Below are 20,767 nucleotides of genomic sequence, written 5' to 3' on the forward strand. Positions count from 1 at the left end.
ACGACATTCAGATCAGCACGACACCGCGTCTCCTACCGAGTTGTCGAGACGCACCCCCAGGACTCTCGACAACTCGCCGACACTGTCGGCGCTGGGTCTCACCACATCGCGTTCCCAACGGCTGATCTGGTTTCCGTCCGCGATTCCGATCCAGTCGGCCAACTCCGCCTGGGTGAATCCGGAGGCCATCCTCGCCGCACGAATAGCTTTGCCGATCCTCGTGGACATGGTCTCCCCTCTCTCTCGACGCCTCGGCGCGGACTGCATCAGTGCGGGTGCCCATCGGCGAACACTCGTACTCGTGATGCGGTCTCGCGCAGCCACATTCGAAAGATATCGGTGAATCGGCCCGCGATGGAGGCTGTGACTGCACGGCAACTGACTGTGCACGCACAAACGTGCGTGCACTCATCGCTACTTCGGTGTGCTGTCCGCATCAGTGTTGCTGCGGCGCCAGTCACGTGGTGTCATGCCGAATGCTTCGCGGAACCGGCGGGCGAAGTGGGCGGCGTCGCGGAAACCCACGGCACCGGCCACCGACGCGATGGACCGGTGCGCGTAGCCGATGTCGATCAGCATGTCACGGGCCCTGACCAGGCGTTGTTCGATGATCCACTGCTCGAGGCTGATACCCGACTGCGCGCATACCTTGTACAGGTGCCGAATGGAGATGTTGTTGGCGGCGGCGATTTTCGGGATCTTCAAGGTCGAATCGGACAGGTGTGTGCGCACATACCCGAGGATCTGCTCGATCAGCAGCTGATCCGGAATCGCGCCGCCGTCACCCGGTCCGCGACCGGCCGCCGAAATCAGGAGCGCCCGAACCATTTCCAGGCACGACTCACCCACCGAGGCGGAGGCCGGATCGGCTTCGAGCTGGTCGGCGATCGCGACGAGATGCTGGATCTGCGCCGTGACCATCGGGTACAGCGGCGAGGCCGCCAGGTGCCCGTGCGCTGCGACGACTGTTTCGGCGGAGATGCCGAGACGCTCCCTCGACAACTGCAGGCACAGCGTTCCGCCGAGACCGTGCCAGCCGGAAGCGAAGGTGGGGGCCAAGTCGATCACTTCGCAGGAGCCGGGTTCGATCAGCGTTTGCGCGCCGAACTGTTCGTGCCTGCGTACCTGTCCGGTCTGCACGGTGACCGTCAGGGTGTCGCTCGGCGTCGATCGCTCGTGCCGACTGGTTCGGCAGACCTGGTGACCGGATACCTCCGAGCGGGTGAGCGCGATCGGGCCAAGCATCCAGGCCTGGTGTCGGCTGACCACTTCGGCCGGCGAATCCCACATCCGCAGGTTCGCCCCGATATCGGCTTCCTGCAGGATCGCGGTGACCGCCTCGGGCCGGTCCGCCGGTGTGAAGTAATCGGAGTCGATCAACACTGCCATTGTGATCTCTACTTCGGATTCTCGCGGCGGTGGAGTCCCCCATCGCCGGGCAAAGGTGACTGCATCGGCCTGTAGTCGGCGATGTTATCGCGCTGGGGGACGTCCTGAGCCCGATTCGGCAGGGTTCGCGTACCGACTTCACCGACCCGCGGTGGCGTGTTCCTTTGCCGCGCTGGGCCGCATCGCCAGGATTCGACGTTCGGCCGGTGTCGCCGTCGCAGCCCATTCCGGTCGCACAGCCGCGTAGGTGCACACATCGCGCCACCGGCCCTGGGTTCGGTACAGCTGCCGCAACCGTGCCTCCGGCGTCAAGCCCACTCCCGACATCACCGTGTCCATCACCGGATGATCCTGCCGGTGCCCCGCCCATACCCGGTGAATCCCGAGCGGCCCGAAGGCGAATGCCGCGATGAGTCGCCCCGCCTCGATACCACCCGCGCGCAGCGTTCCTTCCGGAACCACGACCAGACCGCCGATCATCGCGTTGCTGCCGAAATCCTCGACCAGCAGGCCGATGGTCCCGACCATGGTGTCGGCATCCGAGGCCGTGATCGCCAGCGTGTACTTGCGCCGCGGACTCTCAGCGCGGGAGCCCACGGCGGCTTCGAACGACGACGCGGCCGCCTGGACGCCCAGGCTGTCGGTGCCCATGTATCGGGTCAACTGCGGGTCGGTGAAGATCCGCTGGTAGACGCCCAGATCACCGGCGCGCAGCTCACGCAACCGCAGCCGCGCGCCGACCAGTTCCACGTTGCCCAGGTCGATCGTCAACGGACTTCCTCCAGTACCCGCGCGAATTCGTCGACAGCGGGGATGAGTTCGTCGAGGTCGATATAGGTTCGCCCCGACTCGATCAGCTCGCCGAGCAGGATCCGGCGGGCCGTGTCCGCCACCAGGGCGCCGCCGAGCATCACCCCGGAGGCGAGTTGCGGCCAACTGGACAGGCTCCGGCCGATCTCTCCGACAGCCCCACGCATCGCCGGACTGAGCCGCGACTCATCGACCACCGTCAGCAGGAACGACAGCAGTTCGTCCCGGTTCATCCTCGCGACATCGGACGAGGTCGCCTCGCCGGTGCGGCCGTGGAACAGCGGGCGATGGGGTTCGAGATCGAAACGCTCCACATCCAGGAGGCCGCGATCGTTGGCGTCCATCAGGACCGGGATCCCGCGGCGCCGCGCGTACTCACGGGCAGCGACTTTCGCCCAGACGGTGTCGCATTCCTCCACCAGCAAATCCAGCGCGCCGCCGGATCCATCGAAGAACTCCCCGATCGACTCCTCGGTCAGCCCGTCGGTGAACACCTCGATGTCGAGGTAGGGGTCGATCTCGAACATCTGACGCGCCGCCAGCACCGCCTTGGAAACCCCGAGATCACCCAGCCCGGCCCGCAGCCGGTTCAGGTTCGACAGCCCGAGGGTGTCGAAGTCGGCCAATCGGAACGATCCGCCGACCCCTTCCATCGCCAGCGTCACCGCCGCACTGTTGCCCACCGACAGCCCGACCACACCGATCCGCCGCGCACGCAGGTCGCGCTGCTGCGCCCGGTCGATCTTGCTGCGATTGCGATCGGTGCGCAACCGCTGAAAATCGTTGCGCCCCAACACATGTACCAACCGGCCGTTCCACGGATAGAACACCCATGTTCCCCACCGCCACAGCGGTGTCTCACCACAGATCCGACGACGCGACGCCGCCAGCGAGTCCGCCGAATGCTCGACAGCAGGGTCTTCGCAGCGGATCAATTCGTCGAGCTGATCGTCGATCGTGTCGTGCACTGCAGTCACAGAACTCGACGCTGCCAGCGCCTCCAGGTCACGCAATCCGTCCGGACTCGATGCATCGAGCAGCACTGGGCGGAAATGCGATGTTGCCGCGTCGGGCGTGAGTACCGCCGGACGCGGATCCGAGCGATGCCGAACCATGTGTGCGCAAACCTCCGACGCTCATGAGGCGAACGGACATCCGCTCGTCTCTGTCGACCAGGACGCGCAAAGAATACACTCAGCACACCTTCAGCTAACCGACCTTCGGTCCACCGGCATGGCGCGGCAATTCCCCAATCCAACTGGGGCTGTTAGCAATCGATCGTGTACGAAACGTGACCTATTCGATCGCCATGTCTCAGCCTCGCAATGATCCCGCAAGCTTTCGAGGATGCAGGACCACCGGCAGGGCGGAGGGTGAGAGGACGAAGTCCCGGTTCGATGCTCGGACTCCGGGCTTGGGAGTGGGGGTAGGCCGCCAGCGAGTCAGGAGGGCCGCGGTGGCCAGGGCGATTTCGAGCATGGCGAAGTGATCGCCCAGACAGCGCCGACGGCCTACGCCGAAGGAGAGGCTGGCCACCTTGGCGGCGTCATCGGAGCGGTCGGGGTCCCAGCGTGCGGGATCGAAGGATTCCGGGTTCGGGAAGTAGCGGGGGTCGTGCTGAACCATGTAGGGGCTGAACATGATCGGGGAACCCGCAGGGATCGTCAGGGTGCCCAGGTGGATGTCTTCGGTGGCGTTGGCGGCGCTGATCCACGGGCCCCAGAAGCGGATGGTTTCCGCTACCACCTGTTTGAGGTAGGGCAGGTCGGGAAGGTGTTCGGGAGTCACCGGGTCGGAACCGATCACCGTGTCGAGTTCGGCGTAGAGGCGGTCGGCTACGTCGGGATGACGCATGACCTCGTGCCAGAGCCAGCCCGCCAGGGAGGCCATCGAACCCACGCCACCGGCGAGCATGAGGATCGCCTCGTCGATGATGTGGTCGTCGGACAGGGTCGCGCCGGTTTCGCTGTCGGTGTGGCGGATGAGCGCGGAGACCACGTCGTTGAAATCTTCGTCGCGGCGGCGGTATTCGGTGATGATCGCGCCGACGGCGGTGCGCAGGTGGCGGGCCTTGGTTCGCCAGCGGTAGTTGGCGATGACGCGCAGGCGGCGCAGCTGCGGGGGCAGGGCGGTGCGCATGATCACCTGGCTCAGCAGCCAGGGGACATTGTCGCGGATTTCGCGGCGGGCGGTGGCGCCGAAGTCCGCAGTGAACAAGGTGGCCGAGACGGTGTCGAGGACGAGGCCGTGGGCTTCGTCCATGAGGTTCACGCGTGTGCCCGCGGGGAGTCCGGCGGCCCAGGTGTTGGCGATATCGGCCGCGGTGTGGGCGTATTCGGCCAGGCGCGTTTGTCGCAGCGCGGGCGAGATCATTCTGCGGCGGAGTTTGTGCTCTTCACCGCGCAGGACATTGACCGAGCCGCCTGCTACGTCCTCGATGGCCTCACGGAGGTCTTCTCGGTCGAATTCGGTTGTGCTCAGGGCTACTTCGCGGACCAGTTCCGCAGTGGTGAGGAGGTAGCCGGTCTTGTTGCCGAAGCGGATTCGGACGATGGGGCCCAGGGTGGAGAGTGAGGTCACGAAGCCGGGGGCGTCGGTGAGGGCGCGCAGACTGTGTCCCAGCACCGGCAGCTCGCCAGGAGCGGTGGGGACCTCGGCGAGGGTGCGCGGCAGTGGCTGTTCCGCGTGCTCGGCATGTGTTTCGCCGGCGCGGCGGTAGATCTCGAGAACCGATTCGATCTGGCGGGACTGGCGCACCGAATCGGTCAGCTCCCCCACGATCTTTCGCATCTCCGCGAGCACCGATCGATCGGCGGCCAGCTTCACCAGGGTCTCGGTGAGCGCTTCGCGGGACGGGTTCGCCGAACGAACGCCGCCGCCCTCGGGAACCGTCTCGTCCAGTGCGGGATCGCAGTAGACGATCGGCAGGCCAACCGCCAGTGCTTCGAGCAACACCATGCCCTGGGTGTCGAAACCATGGGACGGAAACAGCAGTGCGTCGGCCGCGGCCATCGCCTCCAGGCATCGGCCCTGAGTCGCTCTTCCGTGCAGTCGGATTCGATCTGCCAGGCGATACGTTGCGATGAGGCGCTCCGCAGGGCCGCGCAGATCGCCCTCCCCGTAGATGTCGAGCGTGCAGTTGCTGGTGTGGCGCACCGCCTCGATCGATTCGAGGAGGCGTTTCTCGGCGGAGAGCCGCCCGCACCAGACCAGTCGCAGCGGACCGTCCGTCGCGGGCTCCGGCACGGAAATGCTGTCGAGCAGTGTGTCGTCGACACCATTGGAGATCACTCGAATCGGCCGGGTGAGCCCGTGCTCGACCAGGAGGTCGGCGAAGTGGCGGGTCGGGGTTATCACCTGATCGGCCGCTTGGCCCTGTGCCACGATGGTCCACCACGCGTGGCGGGCGGCCCGGCTCTCCGACCGTCGGGGCATGTGATGGCTGTGCGGTACGAAACGCCCGTGCAGCGCGCGCAGGACCAATGCCGCCGGATACGGAGCGGGCGAATTGTGCTCGATGAACGCGTCGTCGCGGCTCTGTGCGGAGTGGACCAGCGGAATCCGGTGCCGCCGGGCGGCTTTCATGCCCGCGATCGAAACGCCGTATGTTGTGTGGGTGTGCACGACATCGACCGGTCCGCGCGCGGCGAACACCGAGTCGATCAGCGTGTCGTTACGCCCGGTGGGCGCCACCACCGCGAAGCCGTTCATCGCCAGGCCCGAAAGTGGCTGCAACTCCACGACATTCGGGTCGTCGGACGTCAGCCCGGGCGATGGCGCGACGAACAGCGTGACGCGGTGACCGGCCCGCTCGAGCCCGCGACGCAGGGCGTCGACCGCGGTCTGGACACCACCGAGGGTGGCCGGGTGATAATCCACGAACATCGCGATATGCACCGATGCCATTGTACGGATGTCGGACGCTGTCTGAAATGCCCATATTTCCTTGGTCTGGACGGTGTACCGAGCAGCACACACTGTCGATGGGCCCCACTCCGACGCCGAAAGAAGCACCTTGCGCATAGCGATACCGCTCACCGGAACCCGTGGCGACGTGCACCCCATTGTGGCGCTGGGAGTGGAGCTGCGACGGCGTGGTCATGATGTGCTGATCGGAGCCCCGCCGAACCTGGTCGAGTTCGTCACCGCTGCCGGGCTCGAGGCCCGCGCGTGCGGGCCCGATGTTCAGCAGCTCTACAGCTCCGACGAGGGTCAGCGAGCGCTGGCGGCGGGCAACACCCTGCGGTTGATGCAGTTGGTCGCGAAACAGATGTCGGGGTACGCCCAGCAGATGAATCGCGAGGTCATCGACGTGTGCGCGGGCGCCGACCTGATCGTCGCGAGCACGGTGACCGAGGATCGCGCGAGTTCGGTGGCCGAGGCCATGGGTGTGCCGTTGGTCGTCGTGCACTACTTCCCGATCAGAGCCAACAGCGCCTACCCGTTCCCCGGCGCACTGCCTCCGCAGTGGAATCCACCGGCCGCGATCAATCGGGCCACGTGGACGCTCGCGGAGAACCTGCGCCGCGTGGTGTTCGCGCGCTACCTCAATGATCTGCGGGACATGCTGGGCCTGAAGAAGTCGTTCGCGGGCCCGGCCGCCACCCTTGCTCGCGCCGATGTCACCGAAATCCAGATCTACGATCCCGCCTTGGTGCCGGGCCTGCCCGAGCAGTGGGACGAGCGCAGGCCCTTCACGGGCTTTCTGACCCTCGATCACGACACCCGGGTGGCGGTCGGCGATCTGGCGGGCGATCACGACGGCATTCTCTCCTGGATCGACGAGGGTGATCCGCCGGTCTTCTTCGGCTTCGGCAGCATGCCGATTCGCGATGCGGGCGCCGTGCTGGCCATGGTCGACGAGGTCTCCGCCCGGCTGGGCGTGCGCGCGCTGGTGAGTGCGGGCTGGAGTGATCTGGACACCGGGGCGGCTCGCCACGGCGCACAGGTCAAGATCGTCGGCGAGTTCGCCCACGACGCCGTGTTCCCGCGCTGCGCCGCCGCGGTACATCACGGCGGTATCGGCACCCTGTTCGAGAGCCTGCGCGCCGGATTGCCGACGCTGGTGTGCTCGGTATCGTTCGAGCAGCCCCTGTGGGGCGGGCAGGTCGAACGGCTCGGGCTCGGCGCGCATCTACCGTTCACGAAACTCACGGCGGCGCGGCTGGAGCAGAAGCTGGCCCCGCTGCTCACCGCCGAGCGGCGCGCTCGGGTGGCGGAATTCGCGCGCACGCTGCGCACCGAGGGCACGACCGAGTATGCCGCCGACCTCGTCGAGGCTGCCGCGAAGTGACGACGCCTGTGGTCCTCGCCGATACGTTCGTCATGTTCCGGCGCTGTGCGCGACGGACGCTGCGCAGCACGGACACGCTGATCATCTCGCTGACCATGCCGATTCTGGTCATGCTGTTGTTCACCTACGTGTTCGGCGGTGCCATCGATGTAGGTGGGCCGTATCTGGATTACGTGGTGCCGGGAATCATGCTGCTCTGCACCGGATTCGGCGCGTCGATCACCGCCACCGCGGTGTGCGCCGACATGACGAAGGGCAGTATCGATCGCTTCCGGACCCTGCCCATGTTCCGGCATGCCCTGATCGCCGGACATGTCGTCGAGGGCGTGGTTCGGACCGTGGCGGCCATCGGTATCGCGGTCGGTGTGGCGGTGGCGCTCGGGTATCGCCCGGCCGCGGGTCCACTCGGCTGGCTCGGGGCACTCGCGCTCATCACGCTGTTCGTGGTGGCCGTTACCTGGATTGCCGTCGCACTCGGGATGGCCGTGGACAACCCGGAGGCGGCGGGCGGGCTCACCTACGCGATCACCTTCATTCCTTATGTCAGCAGCGCGTTCGTGCGAACCACCACCATGCCGAGCTGGATGCAGGGCTTCGCCGAACACCAGCCCGCGACGCCGATCGTGGACACGGTGCGTGGGCAGTTGGACGCGACAGGTGCTGGGCAGTGGGGTGTGGCGGTGGTGTGGTGCGTGGTGCTCGCGGGGATGGGATTCGCCGGTGCCGCAACCGTTTACGGGCGGCTGGCGCACCGCTGATCAGGTCAGGACGAACGCTTGGACGATGAGCGTGAGGTACAGGGCCAGGATGAAAAGGACCGCGGGCACCGCCGGGTAGTCCGGCTCGTCCGATCGATGGAATTTCCAGGCTCCGGCGGCGGGAATCAGCAGTAGCGCCACGGGGATCCAGCCGATCAGGACGGCGGGACCCCTGTGGTCCCAAGGCCGCACTACCGCGATTTCGCACACCACCGCCACCAGTGCGAGCAGCAGCGAGAGCACCACGCTGCCGGATGTGCCCAACGCGTTCGAGTACAGCAGTTCCCCTGGCCTGTTGATCCGTGAGGTCTTACGGGCGAACTCGAACTGCAAGAACGCACCCGCGAATACGACCGCGATGACCGCTACGTGCCCACTCGACCCGACCTCCCCGGTGTCCACGGCCGACAGCACCACGTACCCGGTCACGATCAGCTGCACCGGGTACGTCACAACGAGATTCAGCAGAATGTTCGTGCGTACGGTCTCCGACAGCCGCTCCAACCCCCACAGCAGCAGCCCGTACACGAGCACGGCGGCGATCATGACCGCTGAGGTCACCGACAGCGCCAGGCTGCCGACGATCGAAACGAACGCGATAACGCCCATGGCGCAGCGTAATTCGACCGCGCTGACCGCCCCGGTGACCAAGGGACGATCGGGATTGTGAATGCGGTCGTACTCCAGGTCCTTCTGTTCGTCGACCATGCGGAGATAGAGCAGTACGACGGCCACTATCGCAATGCGCGCCGCTGTCGCACCGGTCGGGTTCCACGCCTTATCCGGTTGTGAGACAAGGGCCGCCGTGCCCTCCAGTGCGAGTACCCACAGCACCCCGTAGAGCAGGTAGTGCGGTTTGTACATCACCCGGGTGAATCGCACGATCCGCCCGATGGATACGACAACGTTCGGGCGGGCCGAGGTTTCGGCGGTCACGTCCGCCGCTCTCCCGGCATCGGCCCGTCCCAGCCATCCCACCCGGTGACCTCGACCGCTGGCGTGCGACGCGGCGCGGGTTTGTCCGTGCCTGGCAGCAGGTGCGCCACCGGCAGCAGCGACACCTGGGTGACGTCATCGGGAATGCCGAGCAGCTCGGCGACTTCACGCTCATAGACCAGATGCGCGGTGGTCATGGTGGATCCGAGACCGCGTTCGCGCAGGGCCAGCATGAAGTTCCACACCGCTGGATAGATCGACCCGTAGAAGCTGGCCAACCGCAGCGCGGAGGGCTCTGCGGGCGGGCGACCGAGGGCACAGACCACCACCAGCGCGGGGACCTCGTGCAGATGCTCGGCCAGATATCTGCCGGAAGCCAGGTCGGCGAGCTGATCCGGTCGCGGCGTGCGCGCCGACAGATAGGCGGCGAAGCCTTTTCGGTAGTACTCGGCTACCTGTCGTTTCAGCTCCGGATCCTGCACCACCACGAAGCGCCACGGCTGCCGATTGGTGCCGCTGGGGGCGTGCACCGCGATGTCGAGGCAGGCCAGCAGATCCTCTCGGGTGACCTCGCGGTGCAGATCCAATCGGCGCCGGAACGCTCGCGTGGTGGTCAGCAGCTCCACGCCCATCAACGGTCGGCCCCTGACACGTCCGCGCCCCCGGCGAATTCGAGATCGATGCGAGCCGCCACCGCGCCCTGCTGTTTGATCTCACAGCGCACCACCGTGGAGTCGACGCCGACGTCGACGATTTCGGCGACACATTCCGCAGGCAGATCCAGCTCGACGAACGAGCTGAAAGTGCTTGTCACACTGATCAATCTGCGCAGTTCGGGTTGCAGCGCGGCCAGTGCGATCTGCCTGCACGCTTCGATGAGCAGATTGCCGGGAACGTGGTCGAGCTCGTGGTCGAACAGAATCGGATGCGAGGTATCGGCGACCAGTGCCGCGCGGGTGATGCCGTCACTCGACGTCGGCGGTCCGATCACCACATTGCGCGAGTTCTCCCGGCCGACGAGGGCCGCGGGCGCGCGCTCACCCACCGGTGCGGCGCTCTGAAACACACCGAGCCCCAGCTGTTTCCGGAAGCCCGACCGAATTCCCGCCCATCGGCTCGGCGAAACCCAGGAGAACGATCCGTCCACGGTCGTCATGGGCACACCCGCGCAGCTGATGTCGAGCACCAGGTCCAAGCCCTCGAGGTCATCGCCCCGATAGTGCGTGCGCAATGCCCGCACCTGCATGACCAGATCCGCCGGTGCGGTGCCGATATCCCAGGCGGTGGTGTCGGGCCCGGTGCCGTTGAAAGTGCGGACCAGGAACGCCCGATCGGTGGGGATGTCGTAGAACTCGTGGGTCACCGCGATGGAGGCCTGTCGGGCCGCCTCCATGACCATTACCAGATCATGGCGCAGGCTCAGCGCACCGACGTGATCGCCGTAATGGGCGTGCATACGCGGCAATTGGGCGCCGACCACGAAGGTGTCGGGTGCGACCGCGTCCAGGGAGGTCACGAACACTTCGGCGACAGCTTGCCGGTGTGCGAGCGCCCGGGGCACGGTGCGGATATGGGCGGCCGTCACGGCTCGGGTATGGGTCACGGTCGTGCCTCCAGCCAATCGTCGACGCTGACCGGCAGCAAGGTTTGGGGCTGCGACCCGACGCGCATGGGAAGAACGTAGGACCCGAGCACGATGACCGACCAGGGATCCAGGTCCCGGCCTGCGGCCCACGCCGCCTCCAGCAGCTCGGCGCAGTCCGCCTCGGACTCCGGCTCCGGCCGCTCGAGCTCAGCGCACACCCGGGTGAGCGCCTCCGCGCGGTCGAAACTGCGGGCTGGGGCTTCGGCATAGAGCTCGTGTGCGAGCGCCGTCGCCGTCGCCGTCTGGTCTGTGCCCGTGAGCGCTTGGGTGAGCACCCTGGATCTGGTCCGCTCATCGAAGTAGATGGCGAGTTCGCGCAGGACATCGGCGGGATCATCCGGCGAATGCACGAGATTGAGCAGATAGCTGTGCCTGCCGAGCAGGTACCGCAGCTCGCCCGGTTGCCGCTTGCGTGGATCGGTCGCCCCCTTGGCCGCGGTGAGGCGGACCGAAACCGGAGGCTCGGTATCCGGGCCCTGGATGACCAGCAGCAGCACATCGGAAATGCCCACCAGCAGATCGGCCAGACGGCGGCGTTGCGGTGAGGCGATATTCCAGGCGAAGTACCACAGGGCGCGCGCCAGATTCCGGTCCACCGCTACGCGCTGCGCGCCGACCACGCGAAAACCGTTCTCGCCCAACCATTGCAGGGTGGGCTCGACGGCACGCGCGACTATCGCGTCGGGTTTGAGCAGCAGCAGCGAATGCTCCCTGGCGAAGGTCGCCGCATCGATCCCCATTCGCTCGAGTTGCTCGACGGTCTCGAGCACATAGGTGTCTCCGACGTAGGCGTCGACTTTCGGCTCGGACGGTGTCAGTTCCGCGAGGAGTTCGCGGAGGGGTTCCACAGTCATGCTCGACCGCCGATCTCGATGCGCGCCAGCATCTCCGCGACAGACACCAGCGGCGTGCCCAGGTAGCCCGACTCCAAGCAGTAGTCCAGGAGCATACGTAGATAGTCCTTTCCGGTGGCCGGTGCGGACCGGCCGAGAACCGCATCGGCCGCGGCGGTGTCGAACACCATGCGGCGTTTGAAATAGCTGGTGTAGAGCGAGCCGATGCGCAGGTAGTACTCGCGTTCGATGGCATCGAGATCGTCGGCGCGGAAGGTGGTTTCGGGGACGAAAGTGGCCACCTCGAAGGACGGGTACTCCGCGAGTACGTCGGAGACCTCGCGAAGGGACAGTGTGTCGCGACCGAGTGCGTGCAGGGTGCGCCCTTCGGCGGCGTCGAACTCCAGTGCAGCGGCGGCGATCACATCGGCCACGTGATCGACCGGCGCGAGGGACAGCGTCGCGTCGTAGCGGCCAGGCAGGGTGCGCAGCTTGCCTTCGACCATGAGCTTGACGACGGTGTAGAGGTTCTTGTACTCGCGAATCACCCCCGTCGTGCTGTCACCGGTGACGATGCCCGGCCGCACGATGGCCCAGCGCAGGCCGCGCTCGCCCGCCGCGCGGACCAGTGCTTCGGCGCGGAACTTGCTCTCCTCGTAGCCATTTCCGAAGGCGTGCCCGGCGGGCAGTTCCTCCTCGGGAACAGTGCCGCCGCGCATGCCACAGACGTAGGCGGTGCTCACGTGCACGAGCGGCACGCCCCATTCGAGAGCCAATTCGATCGCGTTGGCCGTGCCGCGCACATTCAGTTCTTCGTAGGCGACGTCGGTGGCGTCGAAGGCGGTGGTCGCCGCGGAGTGCACGATCATGCCCACGCGTCCGGCGAGTTCGGCTTTGTCCTTCGGCAGGAACCCGAACCCCGGCGTGCGGATATCACCCGCGACCCGAAGCTGAGCCTCGGCGGTTGAGCCGTCATTGCGGATGATCGACGAATTGCTGTGCAGCACAGCGGCTACCGGCAGACCGGCGGCATTGAATCGCGCCACCACCTCGGCACCGACCAGGCCGCTGGCGCCGGTGACCAGCACCAGGTCCCGCGCACTCATGCGGCCACCGTTCGGGCCACCAGCTCGATGACCTGATCCACCCGCAACACGCCGATGAGGTCCTCAGGGCGGTATCGAGGCAGCCCGAAGGTGCGTTCCAGCACCAGCGTGAGCTCCATAAGACGCAGGGAGTCGTAGCCGAGATCCTCTATGAGCCTGTGGGTGTCGGCCAGTTCCACGGGCGGCTGCGGCGCCATGGCGCCGACGATGTCGCGAACGCGGGCGGCGGGATCGGTGCTCATGAGTGCTCGCTTTCACGCAGGTGCGGCTGCTGCCCGCCGCTGGCGAGGAGGTCGCGCATTTCGTCCAGGGGCAGTTCGGTCTTCAGGTAACCCGCTATCCGCAACCAGTCGTATCCGATGGCGAGGGTGCGCTGCCATTGCTCGCGAGAATCGAACGAGGCAGGGAAACCGTTAACGGAGTCGGGTTCTCCGGCGACGCGACGCGCCAGGGAGACGAAGTCGTCGAGGACCGCGAGGCCTTCGAGGGGGTCACCGCCGGTCGCGATGATTGTCGAGAACCGCACCTGCCGTGCCGCTTCCAGCTTGGCGAGCAACTCCTCGCGCTGTGGTGCGTGCGGAGGAACCAATCGGCGCACGGTGTCGACGGGGGCGACATCGGCGGGCAGAGGCTGGATTCCGAACGCGGACAGCATCACCCGCACACCCATGGCGGTGAGTCGATGTCCCGAGATGTCGGCGACCGCACCCTGCGCGCTCTTGATGGCTCCGACGAGGTCTTCACGGGCATTTTCCAGCACCACATTGGAGAACACCAGGTTCAGTCCACATTCGGTGAACTTGGCGGCGGAAAGCGGTACGAGGGAAGCGATTTCGCTCGCGGATGCGGCTCCGGACAACCCCAACGCGGGCGCGGCCGTACTCGGCACCGGGGTATAGGGCTGCACCGGTTTACACATCGCCAGCGCGGGTTCGATGACGTCACCTCCGCGCCACTGCAATCCGACCAGACCCAGCCGGACGAACTCGGCCAGTGACCCGCCGATGTCATGGCGTGCACGGGCCAGTACATCGCGCACCGAATGCCGGAACACCACCGAACGCCAGGCGATCGCGGCGTCATCGGCGAGGGCGAAGACCTCGTTGTCCGCGCGCAGCACGTGCACGCGGGAGCCGATGGACCAGGTCGTGACCTGCGGTCTGCGCGCGAAGATGATGCGGTGCGGGTCGTCGGCGATGTCGGTGATGCCGAGTTCGGTTGCCAGAGTCAGCAGCTGTTCCCAGTGAGTTCGCTCGCCACGATCGGCCGCCGGATCGGTCAGTGCCCGATACCGGTCGATCAGCGCGTGCGAACCGAGGCGATCGAGCTGCGTGGGCAGCCATTTGGTTTCGACATAGGTCTCACCGCGGCGGGCTGCCCAGCTCTTCACAGCTTGGAGCAGACCGTCGGCGGCCCATTCGTCGGCCTCGGCTCGAGCACCGAAGGCGCGCAGGGCGACAGCGAAACGCAGGGCCTGGGTGGCGCGTGCGGCCCACCAGTCGGCTGTCACCGCACTGAAGTCGGGGTAGGTGATGATCGAGCGCAATGCGTCGAGATCGACCGTCCCCGCGCGCAGCACCGTGGCCCGCAGGAAGCGCTGGCAGCGATTGAGCAGATCCTCGCTCGGTGCGGCCGCGACCTGCTCGAGCTGGCGTCGCAGTTGCGCCACTGATCGGGTGCGCACTTCTACCCGCCTGCCGTCGAGGAACAGCACGGTCGGCAGGGTGGGCAGCTCTTCGGAGCCCTCGGCGACGACGAGGAAGTCGACATCAGAGCCCTCGTTGCCGAACCCCTCGGCCAGTGAGCCTTCGAAGAGCACGGCCGCATCGGCGGGCACCGCGACGGCTTCCAGCGCGGCGTCGAGCAACCGCCGGACCCGCTGCTCGGGCAGACCCGGCTGGGCAGTCTCGGCATCGTGCACCACCGCCCCGTCGAGCGCGCCGTCGCGCAGCAGCTGCCACATGTGGCGGCGACGCGGCTTGCCGCTGGACGTGCGCCTGATGAGCCCGCGCGGGCCTGTGACGATGCTGATGGTGTGCGCGGGTCCGAGATGACCACGAATGATCTTGCGCGCCTCGGTGATCCAGTCACCGGCGGTGGTCTCGGCGAACAGGGCGATACCCCGCTCCCCCGCGTCGGTGATGCCGACGGCGGCGAGTTTTCCCTTGGTGATGCCGGTGTCCTGTGCGATCCGGGATTCGATGTCCTCCATGAACACCGGGCGTCCGCGCACCTTCAGGCTCGAACCCATCCGGCCGAGTACGAAAACCTCATCGCGATAGCGGAATCCGGCGTCGCCCGAGTACAGCTTGCCGTCGCTGATATGCGTCGACGAGCCCGCACCGGCGGAACCGGCGTAGCCGAGTGCCACCGAACCGCCGGTCACCACCATCTCACCGAGTACGCCGTCGGGGAGTTCGTGGCCCTCGTCGTCGACAACGGTCACCGTCGATTCGGGGGTGGAGTAGCCGAGGCCGGTGATCCAGCCCGCGCCCTCGACCCGGCGGGCGTCATCGATGAGCGCCTCCTCCAGCACCGGAACCCGCTGTCCGAAACGCAGATTCGGGTTGTCGATGCGCAAAGCGGTGATCGGCCGACGGGTGGGTGAGGAGGTCACCATGAGCGTCGCCTCGGCGAGGCCGTAGGCCAGCGTGTAAGAGCCCATGGAAAAGCCTTGCGGCCCGGTGAGATTCGCGAACGACATCAGGTCCGATACCTCGACCGGTTCGGAACCGATCGCCAGGGTCCGCCAGCCGGACAGGTCCAGGTCCGCGATCTCCTCGGGCCGAACCCGGTGCGCCACATAGCCGAGCGCGAACGACGGCGAGAGTGAGTGTTGGGCGTGCGTCATGGTCCGCAGCCAGCGGGCAGGCTCGCGCACGAACTGGTCGGGGCGCATGAGGTAGAGCCCGCCCTGGTTGGTCACCGTGGCGAGGAGCGCGCCGACCAGACCCATATCGTGGTAGAGCGGCAGCCACGACACCATCACTTCACCCGGCTGCCATTCCAACAGTCGGGTGATCATGGCGATATTGTTCGTCAGGTTCGGCCAGCTCACCTGCACGCCACGGGGCGTCCCGGTCGAACCGGAGGTGAACTGCAGCAGCGCTACTTCGTCTGGCGCACCGAATTCCCGTGCCTCACCAGCAGGTTCGAGGGTCGCGGTATCGATCACCAGCACGGCCTCGCCGTAGCCCGCGCGTTCGGCGGCCTGACGCACGAAGGTTTCGAACTCCGGCGAGGTCACCACCAGGCGTGGAGTGGCCTGCTCCAGAATGGCCGCGATATGGGCGATGATCTGTTCGAGGTCGCCGAACATGGGCGGGGCCACCGGCGTGAACACGCCACCGCACGCCCACACCGCGTAAAAGGCGGCGACACAGGGGAATCCGGTCGGCATGATGACGCAGGCGCCGTCGCCGTCGCCGAGTCCGTGCACACGCATGAGCGCGGCGATCGACCACGTTTGATCGGCTAGTTCGCGGTAGCTGCGGTACTCCCAGCCGTCGTCCTCGTCAGCCAGGTGGATACCGGCGGTCTCCGACGGGTGGGCGAGCCAATCCCGTACGGCCGCACAATCTTCAGAGAGCTTCATCGAGCTGAACTCCTTCGGCGAGTACCGTGACCGTGCCATTGACCCCATCCACGCGAATGCGCATACCCGTACGCAATCGCGTGGCAGCGTCCTTGACCTGGACCACGGTCGGCACGCCCAGTTCACGCGCCACAATAGCCACATGGGTCAGCGGGCTGCCCCGCTCGATGACCAGCGCGGTGGCCGACGGCAGAGCCGCCACCCAGCCCGGATCGGTGCGATAGGCGACCAGAATGCCACCCGCCACATCGCGCGGTTCGTCCACGACCACCGCCAGACCCTCGACTACGCCTGCGGCAGAGGGCGTTCCGGCGAGCACCGTACCCACTGTCGCGGCAGCGGTGGTGGTGATGGGCACCCAGCCCTGTCCCGCCAGCTCCGCACGGCCCAGTCGCGGTCCCACGGTGCGGAATCGAGCGGGGGCCACAAGCGCGGAGTCCCTCGCCCGCAGCGCTTTTCGGCCAGCCACCAGTTCGCGAAGGCCCGTGGTGTCCTGGCCCTCGTAGGAGCCGCGCAGTTCCTCGTTGGTCAGGTAGAACACGTCGGCGAATTCGTCGAGCACCCCGCGCGCAACCAGGTCCCGGCCCATGACGCGGATCATCCGCTTGATCATGCCGAAGGCGCGGGTACGGCAGAAGCGCAGCCGTTCGCGGTGCGCGGCGCAGCGAGAAGCCTTGGTACGCAGGCGCTCATAGACGCGGCGGCGCAGCCCGCGCAGGTTCGCGTCCAGGTAGGCATCGGCCTCCACCGAGCGGCTCGCGGTGGCGGCATCACCGACGCGACCCGAGGCGCTGCGCAGCATGACGAACAGGCTCGCCGGATCCTCGCGCAGATCCGGGGTCTCCAGCTTCAGCTCATCGAGGCTGCGGTAGCCGTAGCGCTCGATATAGCTGTCCACCTGAGCGAGGAAGCCTTCGCGACCGGACTGTTGCAGCTCGGCGTAAATATCTTCCGGCGCAGTGGAATTGACGAGTTCGGTCAGATCCGCGTCCGCGCGCACCAGCCGTGCCAGCTCGGTCATGGCGCGGGCGGGCTCGGCCGATTCGACATCGGCTCCCGGGCCGACCACGGCGTAGAGGAACCACTCCGGCGCCTTGGGCAGGAACAGCTTGGTGAGCAGATAGGTGAAGCCGGTGAGGGTGAGCAGAATCGCGTCCAGGACCATGAGCGGGCCCCAGCGCTCGACCAGGTCCTTGTCGACCTTGCGGTAGGCCTCGTACGCCTGCGGGCCGGTCAGGGTGGTGTAGTCCAGGGCGTCGTATTCGTCGTAGACGCGGTAGAACTCGGCGCTGAACTGTTCGACCATGTCATCGATGCCGAAGAGCCGCCGAACGTAGGTCACCGTGGTCAGCGCGCGCGAGCGCAACCGGCCGATGGTAGTGCGGAATACGAACGGGCGCAGCGTTTTCGCGATGTCGTCTTCGAGTGGCTCGTCCACGCCGAGTGCGGCTTCGAGGACCTTGCGGTTGAGCGGATAGCCGGGTGCGATGCCGACCATGCGGTACCAGTGCAGCAGGTTGTAGTAGACGTGGCCGTGAAAAGTGCCCAGCAGCACCGAAGTCCACGCATCGGTCTGACGCAATTGTTCTTCGGGCACCCCCAGCGATTGCGCGTAACCCCGGTACACGCGGCCGTAGATATCGGCCGCGGTGGTGTAGGTGAGCGGTGAAGTGACGCCGTTGAAACTCTCGATAATGTTGGAGTTGTCCCAGATTCGCAGCTCACCGGCCGGAATCGTCTCGCCCGCACCACGCAGTTCCACCGTGCGCCCCGGAGCGGGCGGCGCCGCGAGGGTGGTGATCGGACGGGACTGCAGGACCCAGATGCCGGTATCGTCGATGGCCCATTCGATGTCTTGCGGTGCACCCCAGTGGGTTTCGAGCTTGCGGCCGACCTCGGTCAGTTCGGCGACCTCGGCGTCGTCGAGTACGGCGACACCGCGTTGTTCGGCGTCCACCTCGACAATCTCGCAGCCCTGTTCGCCCCCGGGTTCGAAGCGGCGGTCCTTGTCCCCCAGCACACTGTCGAGCATCGCACCGTCGACCTTGTCGACGGTCACCGAATCGGCGTCCACCGCACCCGACACCAGGCCCTCCCCCAGCCCGTACACCGCACTGATCACCACTTCGTCCCGTGCGCCCGTGGTGGGGTTCGCGGTGAACACCACCCCGCTCGCCCGCGCGGTGATCAATTGCTGCAACACCACCGCGGGCGCGCCGGCGCGGGGCAGCTCACGCGCGAAGGCATAGCGAATCGCCCGCTCGGAGAAGGCCGATGCCCAGCAATCCCGCACGCGCGCGGCGATCGCCTCGACCCCGCGCACATTCAGGAAGGTGTCGAACTGTCCCGCATACGAATTGTCCGCACCGTCCTCGGCCAGCACCGACGACCGCACCGCGATCGGGCCGGTGCCGAGCCGCTCGCTCGCCTGCCCGACCAGCTCCCGCACCGCGTCGGGCAGCGGCGCGGCCACCAGCGCGGCACGCAGCTCGGCCCCGATGACCACCGCCTGCTCCAGCTCGGTGATCCCGGCGAACTTCGCTATCGCACCGCCCAACCCTGCCGCGTCGACAAAGGCAGCGAACGCGTCACTACCGAGCGCCACCCACGGCGGCACCCGCACCCCGCTGCTGTGTAACCCGAAAAGCCCGCGTGCCTTCCCGCCCGCGAGCTCATCGATCACTTCCGCATCGGACCACGGACCCAACACCTGCACTATGGCTCTCCCATCACCCCCGGGCATCGACCACGCACGCCGCGAGGGTTCAACCGGGAGCCGAACAAGATCAAAGGACCCTCTCTGGATAGCGCATATTTCAGAGGTGCGCCAGCCCACAGTTCTTGGGTTTGCGCCGATTCAGCCATCGTGTTCGGCAGCGGAACGCGGCCCGACCTGCGAGTCAGTGACATCGTCGACCATCCCGTGATCGTTTGTCACGAAATGGCACAAAAAGGGCAGGTCATCACCAAAAAGGTAGTTGGCCTGCTCGTTGTTCCGTTAATCGATCGGCTAACGGAACCTTTCGCAGTAGAGGCCGCCTTCCTCTCGTCCCCGGGTGATTAGTTGCACGCGGCCAGAAGGTTGTTGACCCGGGCGGTGTCGCCGAGGCGGGTATCCGCGGGCTGTTGTGATGAGTCCTTCCTCTGGCCATGGGTGAAGAGAGTTCTGAGCTCAATTCAGTCGCGCTGGTCGTCAAGCGCGGCACGAGGGGTCCGTCCGAGGACCCAGGCAGCCGGCGGGTTGAGGTCGAGCATCTCGGTTCGGACGTGCTCGATTCCGGCCTCGGACAGCAGGCCCACGAGATCACGTCCAACGGTCTCGGAGTCTGCGGCGGTCGCACCGGGACGGCGCGGCTGCCCGACAAGTGCGATGCGCCCGCCAGGTCGTAGCAGCCGGGCGATATCGCGGAGTCTGGCGGGCGGGTCGGGCCACATGCCGATCGTGTTGATAGCGATTGCCGCGTCGAACGGCCCCCCGTCGATGGACAGAGTCTCAACAGGCCCCTGGACCAAGCGCACCCGGTGGGTCTTGACTGCGGCCTTGTTGCGGCGGCGGGCATGTTCGACCATGACTGCTGAATGGTCGACGCCGACCACGAAACCCTGGGCTGCTCGGGCGGCGAGCGCGGCAATTGCGACACCAGGCCCGCAGCCCAGTTCGATGACGCGATCGGTCGGTTGGACGTCGAGAAGCTCCACCGCCCGACGGCTCCGCGCGACGTTCGAGGGCCGTGAGCTCATGATCCACCCTGCGACGTGCCCACCGGCTCCGCTCGGATGATGAAACTGCGTAATGCCGCCGCGGGGACCCCACCATTCGGTGATGCGCCTCAATGCACGCTCTTTGATATCCATGAGACGAGGACATCACTTAAAGTACACTCGAAGTCAATGACTGCCGGAGAACATGCGCGGACCCCGCCGCAGGTGCCACAGATGTTGTCCATCGGCGAGCTGTCGGACCGGACGGGCGTTCCCGCGAGCACGTTGCGCTACTACGACGACCTCGGATTGGTTTTACCAGCGGCCCGGGTTGCCGGACAGCGTCGCTACACCATCTCGTCGGTCACAGACATCGGCTTGATCGTGTACTTCCGCGATGTGGGGTTTACGTTGGCTGAGATCAAGCATTTCGTCTCAGGCGCAAGGCAATCCCGTCGCGAGTTGGTCGACCGCAAGCTGAAGGAGTTGGTCGCGCAGCAACACCGGATCCAGGTTGCCCTCGACGCGCTCGAGCACGGTCGGGTGTGTCCGGCTGATGACCAGATGAAGTGTCCCCGGCTCCGGTCGATCATCGAGGGACACCAGCACGGATTCTCGGTCCAGGAAAGCCACGCGCGAGCACACTGACACTCAGTCCCGCCACGACCAGGGGCCACCGCTCGGGATGGCTCCGGTGGGA

17 protein-coding genes are annotated in these 20,767 nt (G+C 66.5%); 3 read left to right on the forward strand and 14 right to left on the reverse strand.

Translation table 11 applies throughout. The features are described 5' to 3' along the window. Nucleotides 1-12: 12 nt before the first annotated feature. From ACFW6D_RS19440 to ACFW6D_RS19460, 5 genes are all read right to left on the reverse strand, one after another. Entirely contained in the window at nucleotides 13-228 is a 216-nt protein-coding gene (locus tag ACFW6D_RS19440) for a helix-turn-helix domain-containing protein (protein ID WP_379329958.1), read from the reverse strand. Between the two features lie 186 nt (nucleotides 229-414). Beyond that, the gene (locus ACFW6D_RS19445; protein ID WP_379329960.1) at nucleotides 415-1,380 is read right to left on the reverse strand and encodes a helix-turn-helix domain-containing protein; all 966 of its coding nucleotides are present in this window, start codon (nucleotides 1,378-1,380) and stop codon (nucleotides 415-417) included. A gap of 147 nt (nucleotides 1,381-1,527) precedes the next feature. Continuing rightward, a complete protein-coding gene (locus ACFW6D_RS19450) occupies nucleotides 1,528-2,160 on the reverse strand; it encodes a GNAT family N-acetyltransferase (protein WP_379329962.1) in 633 nt (210 codons plus the stop codon). Continuing rightward, complete coding sequence (locus ACFW6D_RS19455; RefSeq protein WP_379329964.1) at nucleotides 2,157-3,314, reverse strand: ThiF family adenylyltransferase; 1,158 nt, start codon at nucleotides 3,312-3,314, stop codon at nucleotides 2,157-2,159. Before ACFW6D_RS19455 ends, ACFW6D_RS19450 begins: the two co-directional genes overlap by 4 nt. 199 nt (nucleotides 3,315-3,513) lie before the next feature. Continuing rightward, nucleotides 3,514-6,096 (reverse strand): cytochrome P450, encoded by a 2,583-nt coding sequence (locus ACFW6D_RS19460; RefSeq protein ID WP_379329966.1) that lies wholly within the window; start codon nucleotides 6,094-6,096, stop codon nucleotides 3,514-3,516. 118 nt (nucleotides 6,097-6,214) lie between these two features. Between ACFW6D_RS19460 and ACFW6D_RS19465 the strand changes: the two genes are divergently transcribed. Beyond that, on the forward strand, nucleotides 6,215-7,492 hold the full coding sequence (locus tag ACFW6D_RS19465; RefSeq protein WP_379329968.1) for a glycosyltransferase: 1,278 nt from the start codon (nucleotides 6,215-6,217) through the stop codon (nucleotides 7,490-7,492). After that, a complete protein-coding gene (locus tag ACFW6D_RS19470; RefSeq protein WP_379329970.1) occupies nucleotides 7,489-8,250 on the forward strand; it encodes an ABC transporter permease in 762 nt (253 codons plus the stop codon). The genes ACFW6D_RS19465 and ACFW6D_RS19470 overlap by 4 nt, the downstream gene beginning before the upstream one ends. Here the strand turns inward: ACFW6D_RS19470 and ACFW6D_RS19475 are convergent, their stop codons facing one another. The 9 genes from ACFW6D_RS19475 to ACFW6D_RS19515 all read right to left on the reverse strand — a co-directional run bounded on the left by ACFW6D_RS19475 (nucleotide 8,251) and on the right by ACFW6D_RS19515 (nucleotide 20,106). After that, on the reverse strand, nucleotides 8,251-9,186 hold the full coding sequence (locus ACFW6D_RS19475; RefSeq protein ID WP_379329972.1) for a hypothetical protein: 936 nt from the start codon (nucleotides 9,184-9,186) through the stop codon (nucleotides 8,251-8,253). It lies immediately after the preceding gene. Continuing rightward, entirely contained in the window at nucleotides 9,183-9,818 is a 636-nt protein-coding gene (locus ACFW6D_RS19480) for a nitroreductase family protein (protein WP_379329974.1), read from the reverse strand. The genes ACFW6D_RS19475 and ACFW6D_RS19480 overlap by 4 nt, the downstream gene beginning before the upstream one ends. Next, nucleotides 9,818-10,789: a ScbA/BarX family gamma-butyrolactone biosynthesis protein gene (locus ACFW6D_RS19485; protein ID WP_379329976.1), complete on the reverse strand. Its 972-nt coding sequence runs from the start codon at nucleotides 10,787-10,789 to the stop codon at nucleotides 9,818-9,820. Before ACFW6D_RS19485 ends, ACFW6D_RS19480 begins: the two co-directional genes overlap by 1 nt. Continuing rightward, entirely contained in the window at nucleotides 10,786-11,685 is a 900-nt protein-coding gene (locus tag ACFW6D_RS19490; protein ID WP_379329978.1) for a nucleoside-diphosphate kinase, read from the reverse strand. The genes ACFW6D_RS19485 and ACFW6D_RS19490 overlap by 4 nt, the downstream gene beginning before the upstream one ends. After that, nucleotides 11,682-12,770: an SDR family oxidoreductase gene (locus tag ACFW6D_RS19495; RefSeq protein ID WP_379329980.1), complete on the reverse strand. Its 1,089-nt coding sequence runs from the start codon at nucleotides 12,768-12,770 to the stop codon at nucleotides 11,682-11,684. Before ACFW6D_RS19495 ends, ACFW6D_RS19490 begins: the two co-directional genes overlap by 4 nt. Beyond that, nucleotides 12,767-13,012 (reverse strand): acyl carrier protein, encoded by a 246-nt coding sequence (locus tag ACFW6D_RS19500; RefSeq protein ID WP_379329982.1) that lies wholly within the window; start codon nucleotides 13,010-13,012, stop codon nucleotides 12,767-12,769. Before ACFW6D_RS19500 ends, ACFW6D_RS19495 begins: the two co-directional genes overlap by 4 nt. Further along, the gene (locus ACFW6D_RS19505) at nucleotides 13,009-16,365 is read right to left on the reverse strand and encodes an AMP-binding protein (RefSeq protein WP_379329984.1); all 3,357 of its coding nucleotides are present in this window, start codon (nucleotides 16,363-16,365) and stop codon (nucleotides 13,009-13,011) included. Before ACFW6D_RS19505 ends, ACFW6D_RS19500 begins: the two co-directional genes overlap by 4 nt. Further along, a complete protein-coding gene (locus tag ACFW6D_RS19510; protein ID WP_379329986.1) occupies nucleotides 16,352-19,081 on the reverse strand; it encodes a phosphoenolpyruvate synthase in 2,730 nt (909 codons plus the stop codon). Before ACFW6D_RS19510 ends, ACFW6D_RS19505 begins: the two co-directional genes overlap by 14 nt. A gap of 461 nt (nucleotides 19,082-19,542) precedes the next feature. Next, a complete protein-coding gene (locus tag ACFW6D_RS19515; protein WP_379329988.1) occupies nucleotides 19,543-20,106 on the reverse strand; it encodes a class I SAM-dependent methyltransferase in 564 nt (187 codons plus the stop codon). A gap of 195 nt (nucleotides 20,107-20,301) precedes the next feature. On the opposite strand from ACFW6D_RS19515, the gene ACFW6D_RS19520 reads away from it, so the two are divergent. Then, entirely contained in the window at nucleotides 20,302-20,715 is a 414-nt protein-coding gene (locus ACFW6D_RS19520) for a MerR family transcriptional regulator (protein ID WP_379329990.1), read from the forward strand. The last annotated feature ends 52 nt before the right edge of the window (nucleotides 20,716-20,767 follow it).

This window comes from Nocardia sp. NPDC058705 (genome assembly GCF_042749305.1).
Classification (GTDB): domain Bacteria; phylum Actinomycetota; class Actinomycetes; order Mycobacteriales; family Mycobacteriaceae; genus Nocardia.

What these genes read in the sequence shown, in the direction of transcription:
- ACFW6D_RS19490 (WP_379329978.1), bottom strand. Translation starts at nt 11,685, where the DNA reads ATGACTGTGGAACCCCTCCGCGAACTCCTCGCGGAACTGACACCGTCC.
- ACFW6D_RS19495 (WP_379329980.1), bottom strand. Translation starts at nt 12,770, where the DNA reads ATGAGTGCGCGGGACCTGGTGCTGGTCACCGGCGCCAGCGGCCTGGTC.
- ACFW6D_RS19505 (WP_379329984.1), bottom strand. Translation starts at nt 16,365, where the DNA reads ATGAAGCTCTCTGAAGATTGTGCGGCCGTACGGGATTGGCTCGCCCAC.
- ACFW6D_RS19440 (WP_379329958.1), bottom strand. Translation starts at nt 228, where the DNA reads ATGTCCACGAGGATCGGCAAAGCTATTCGTGCGGCGAGGATGGCCTCC.
- ACFW6D_RS19500 (WP_379329982.1), bottom strand. Translation starts at nt 13,012, where the DNA reads ATGAGCACCGATCCCGCCGCCCGCGTTCGCGACATCGTCGGCGCCATG.
- ACFW6D_RS19515 (WP_379329988.1), bottom strand. Translation starts at nt 20,106, where the DNA reads ATGAGCTCACGGCCCTCGAACGTCGCGCGGAGCCGTCGGGCGGTGGAG.
- ACFW6D_RS19520 (WP_379329990.1), top strand. Translation starts at nt 20,302, where the DNA reads ATGTTGTCCATCGGCGAGCTGTCGGACCGGACGGGCGTTCCCGCGAGC.
- ACFW6D_RS19480 (WP_379329974.1), bottom strand. Translation starts at nt 9,818, where the DNA reads ATGGGCGTGGAGCTGCTGACCACCACGCGAGCGTTCCGGCGCCGATTG.
- ACFW6D_RS19455 (WP_379329964.1), bottom strand. Translation starts at nt 3,314, where the DNA reads ATGGTTCGGCATCGCTCGGATCCGCGTCCGGCGGTACTCACGCCCGAC.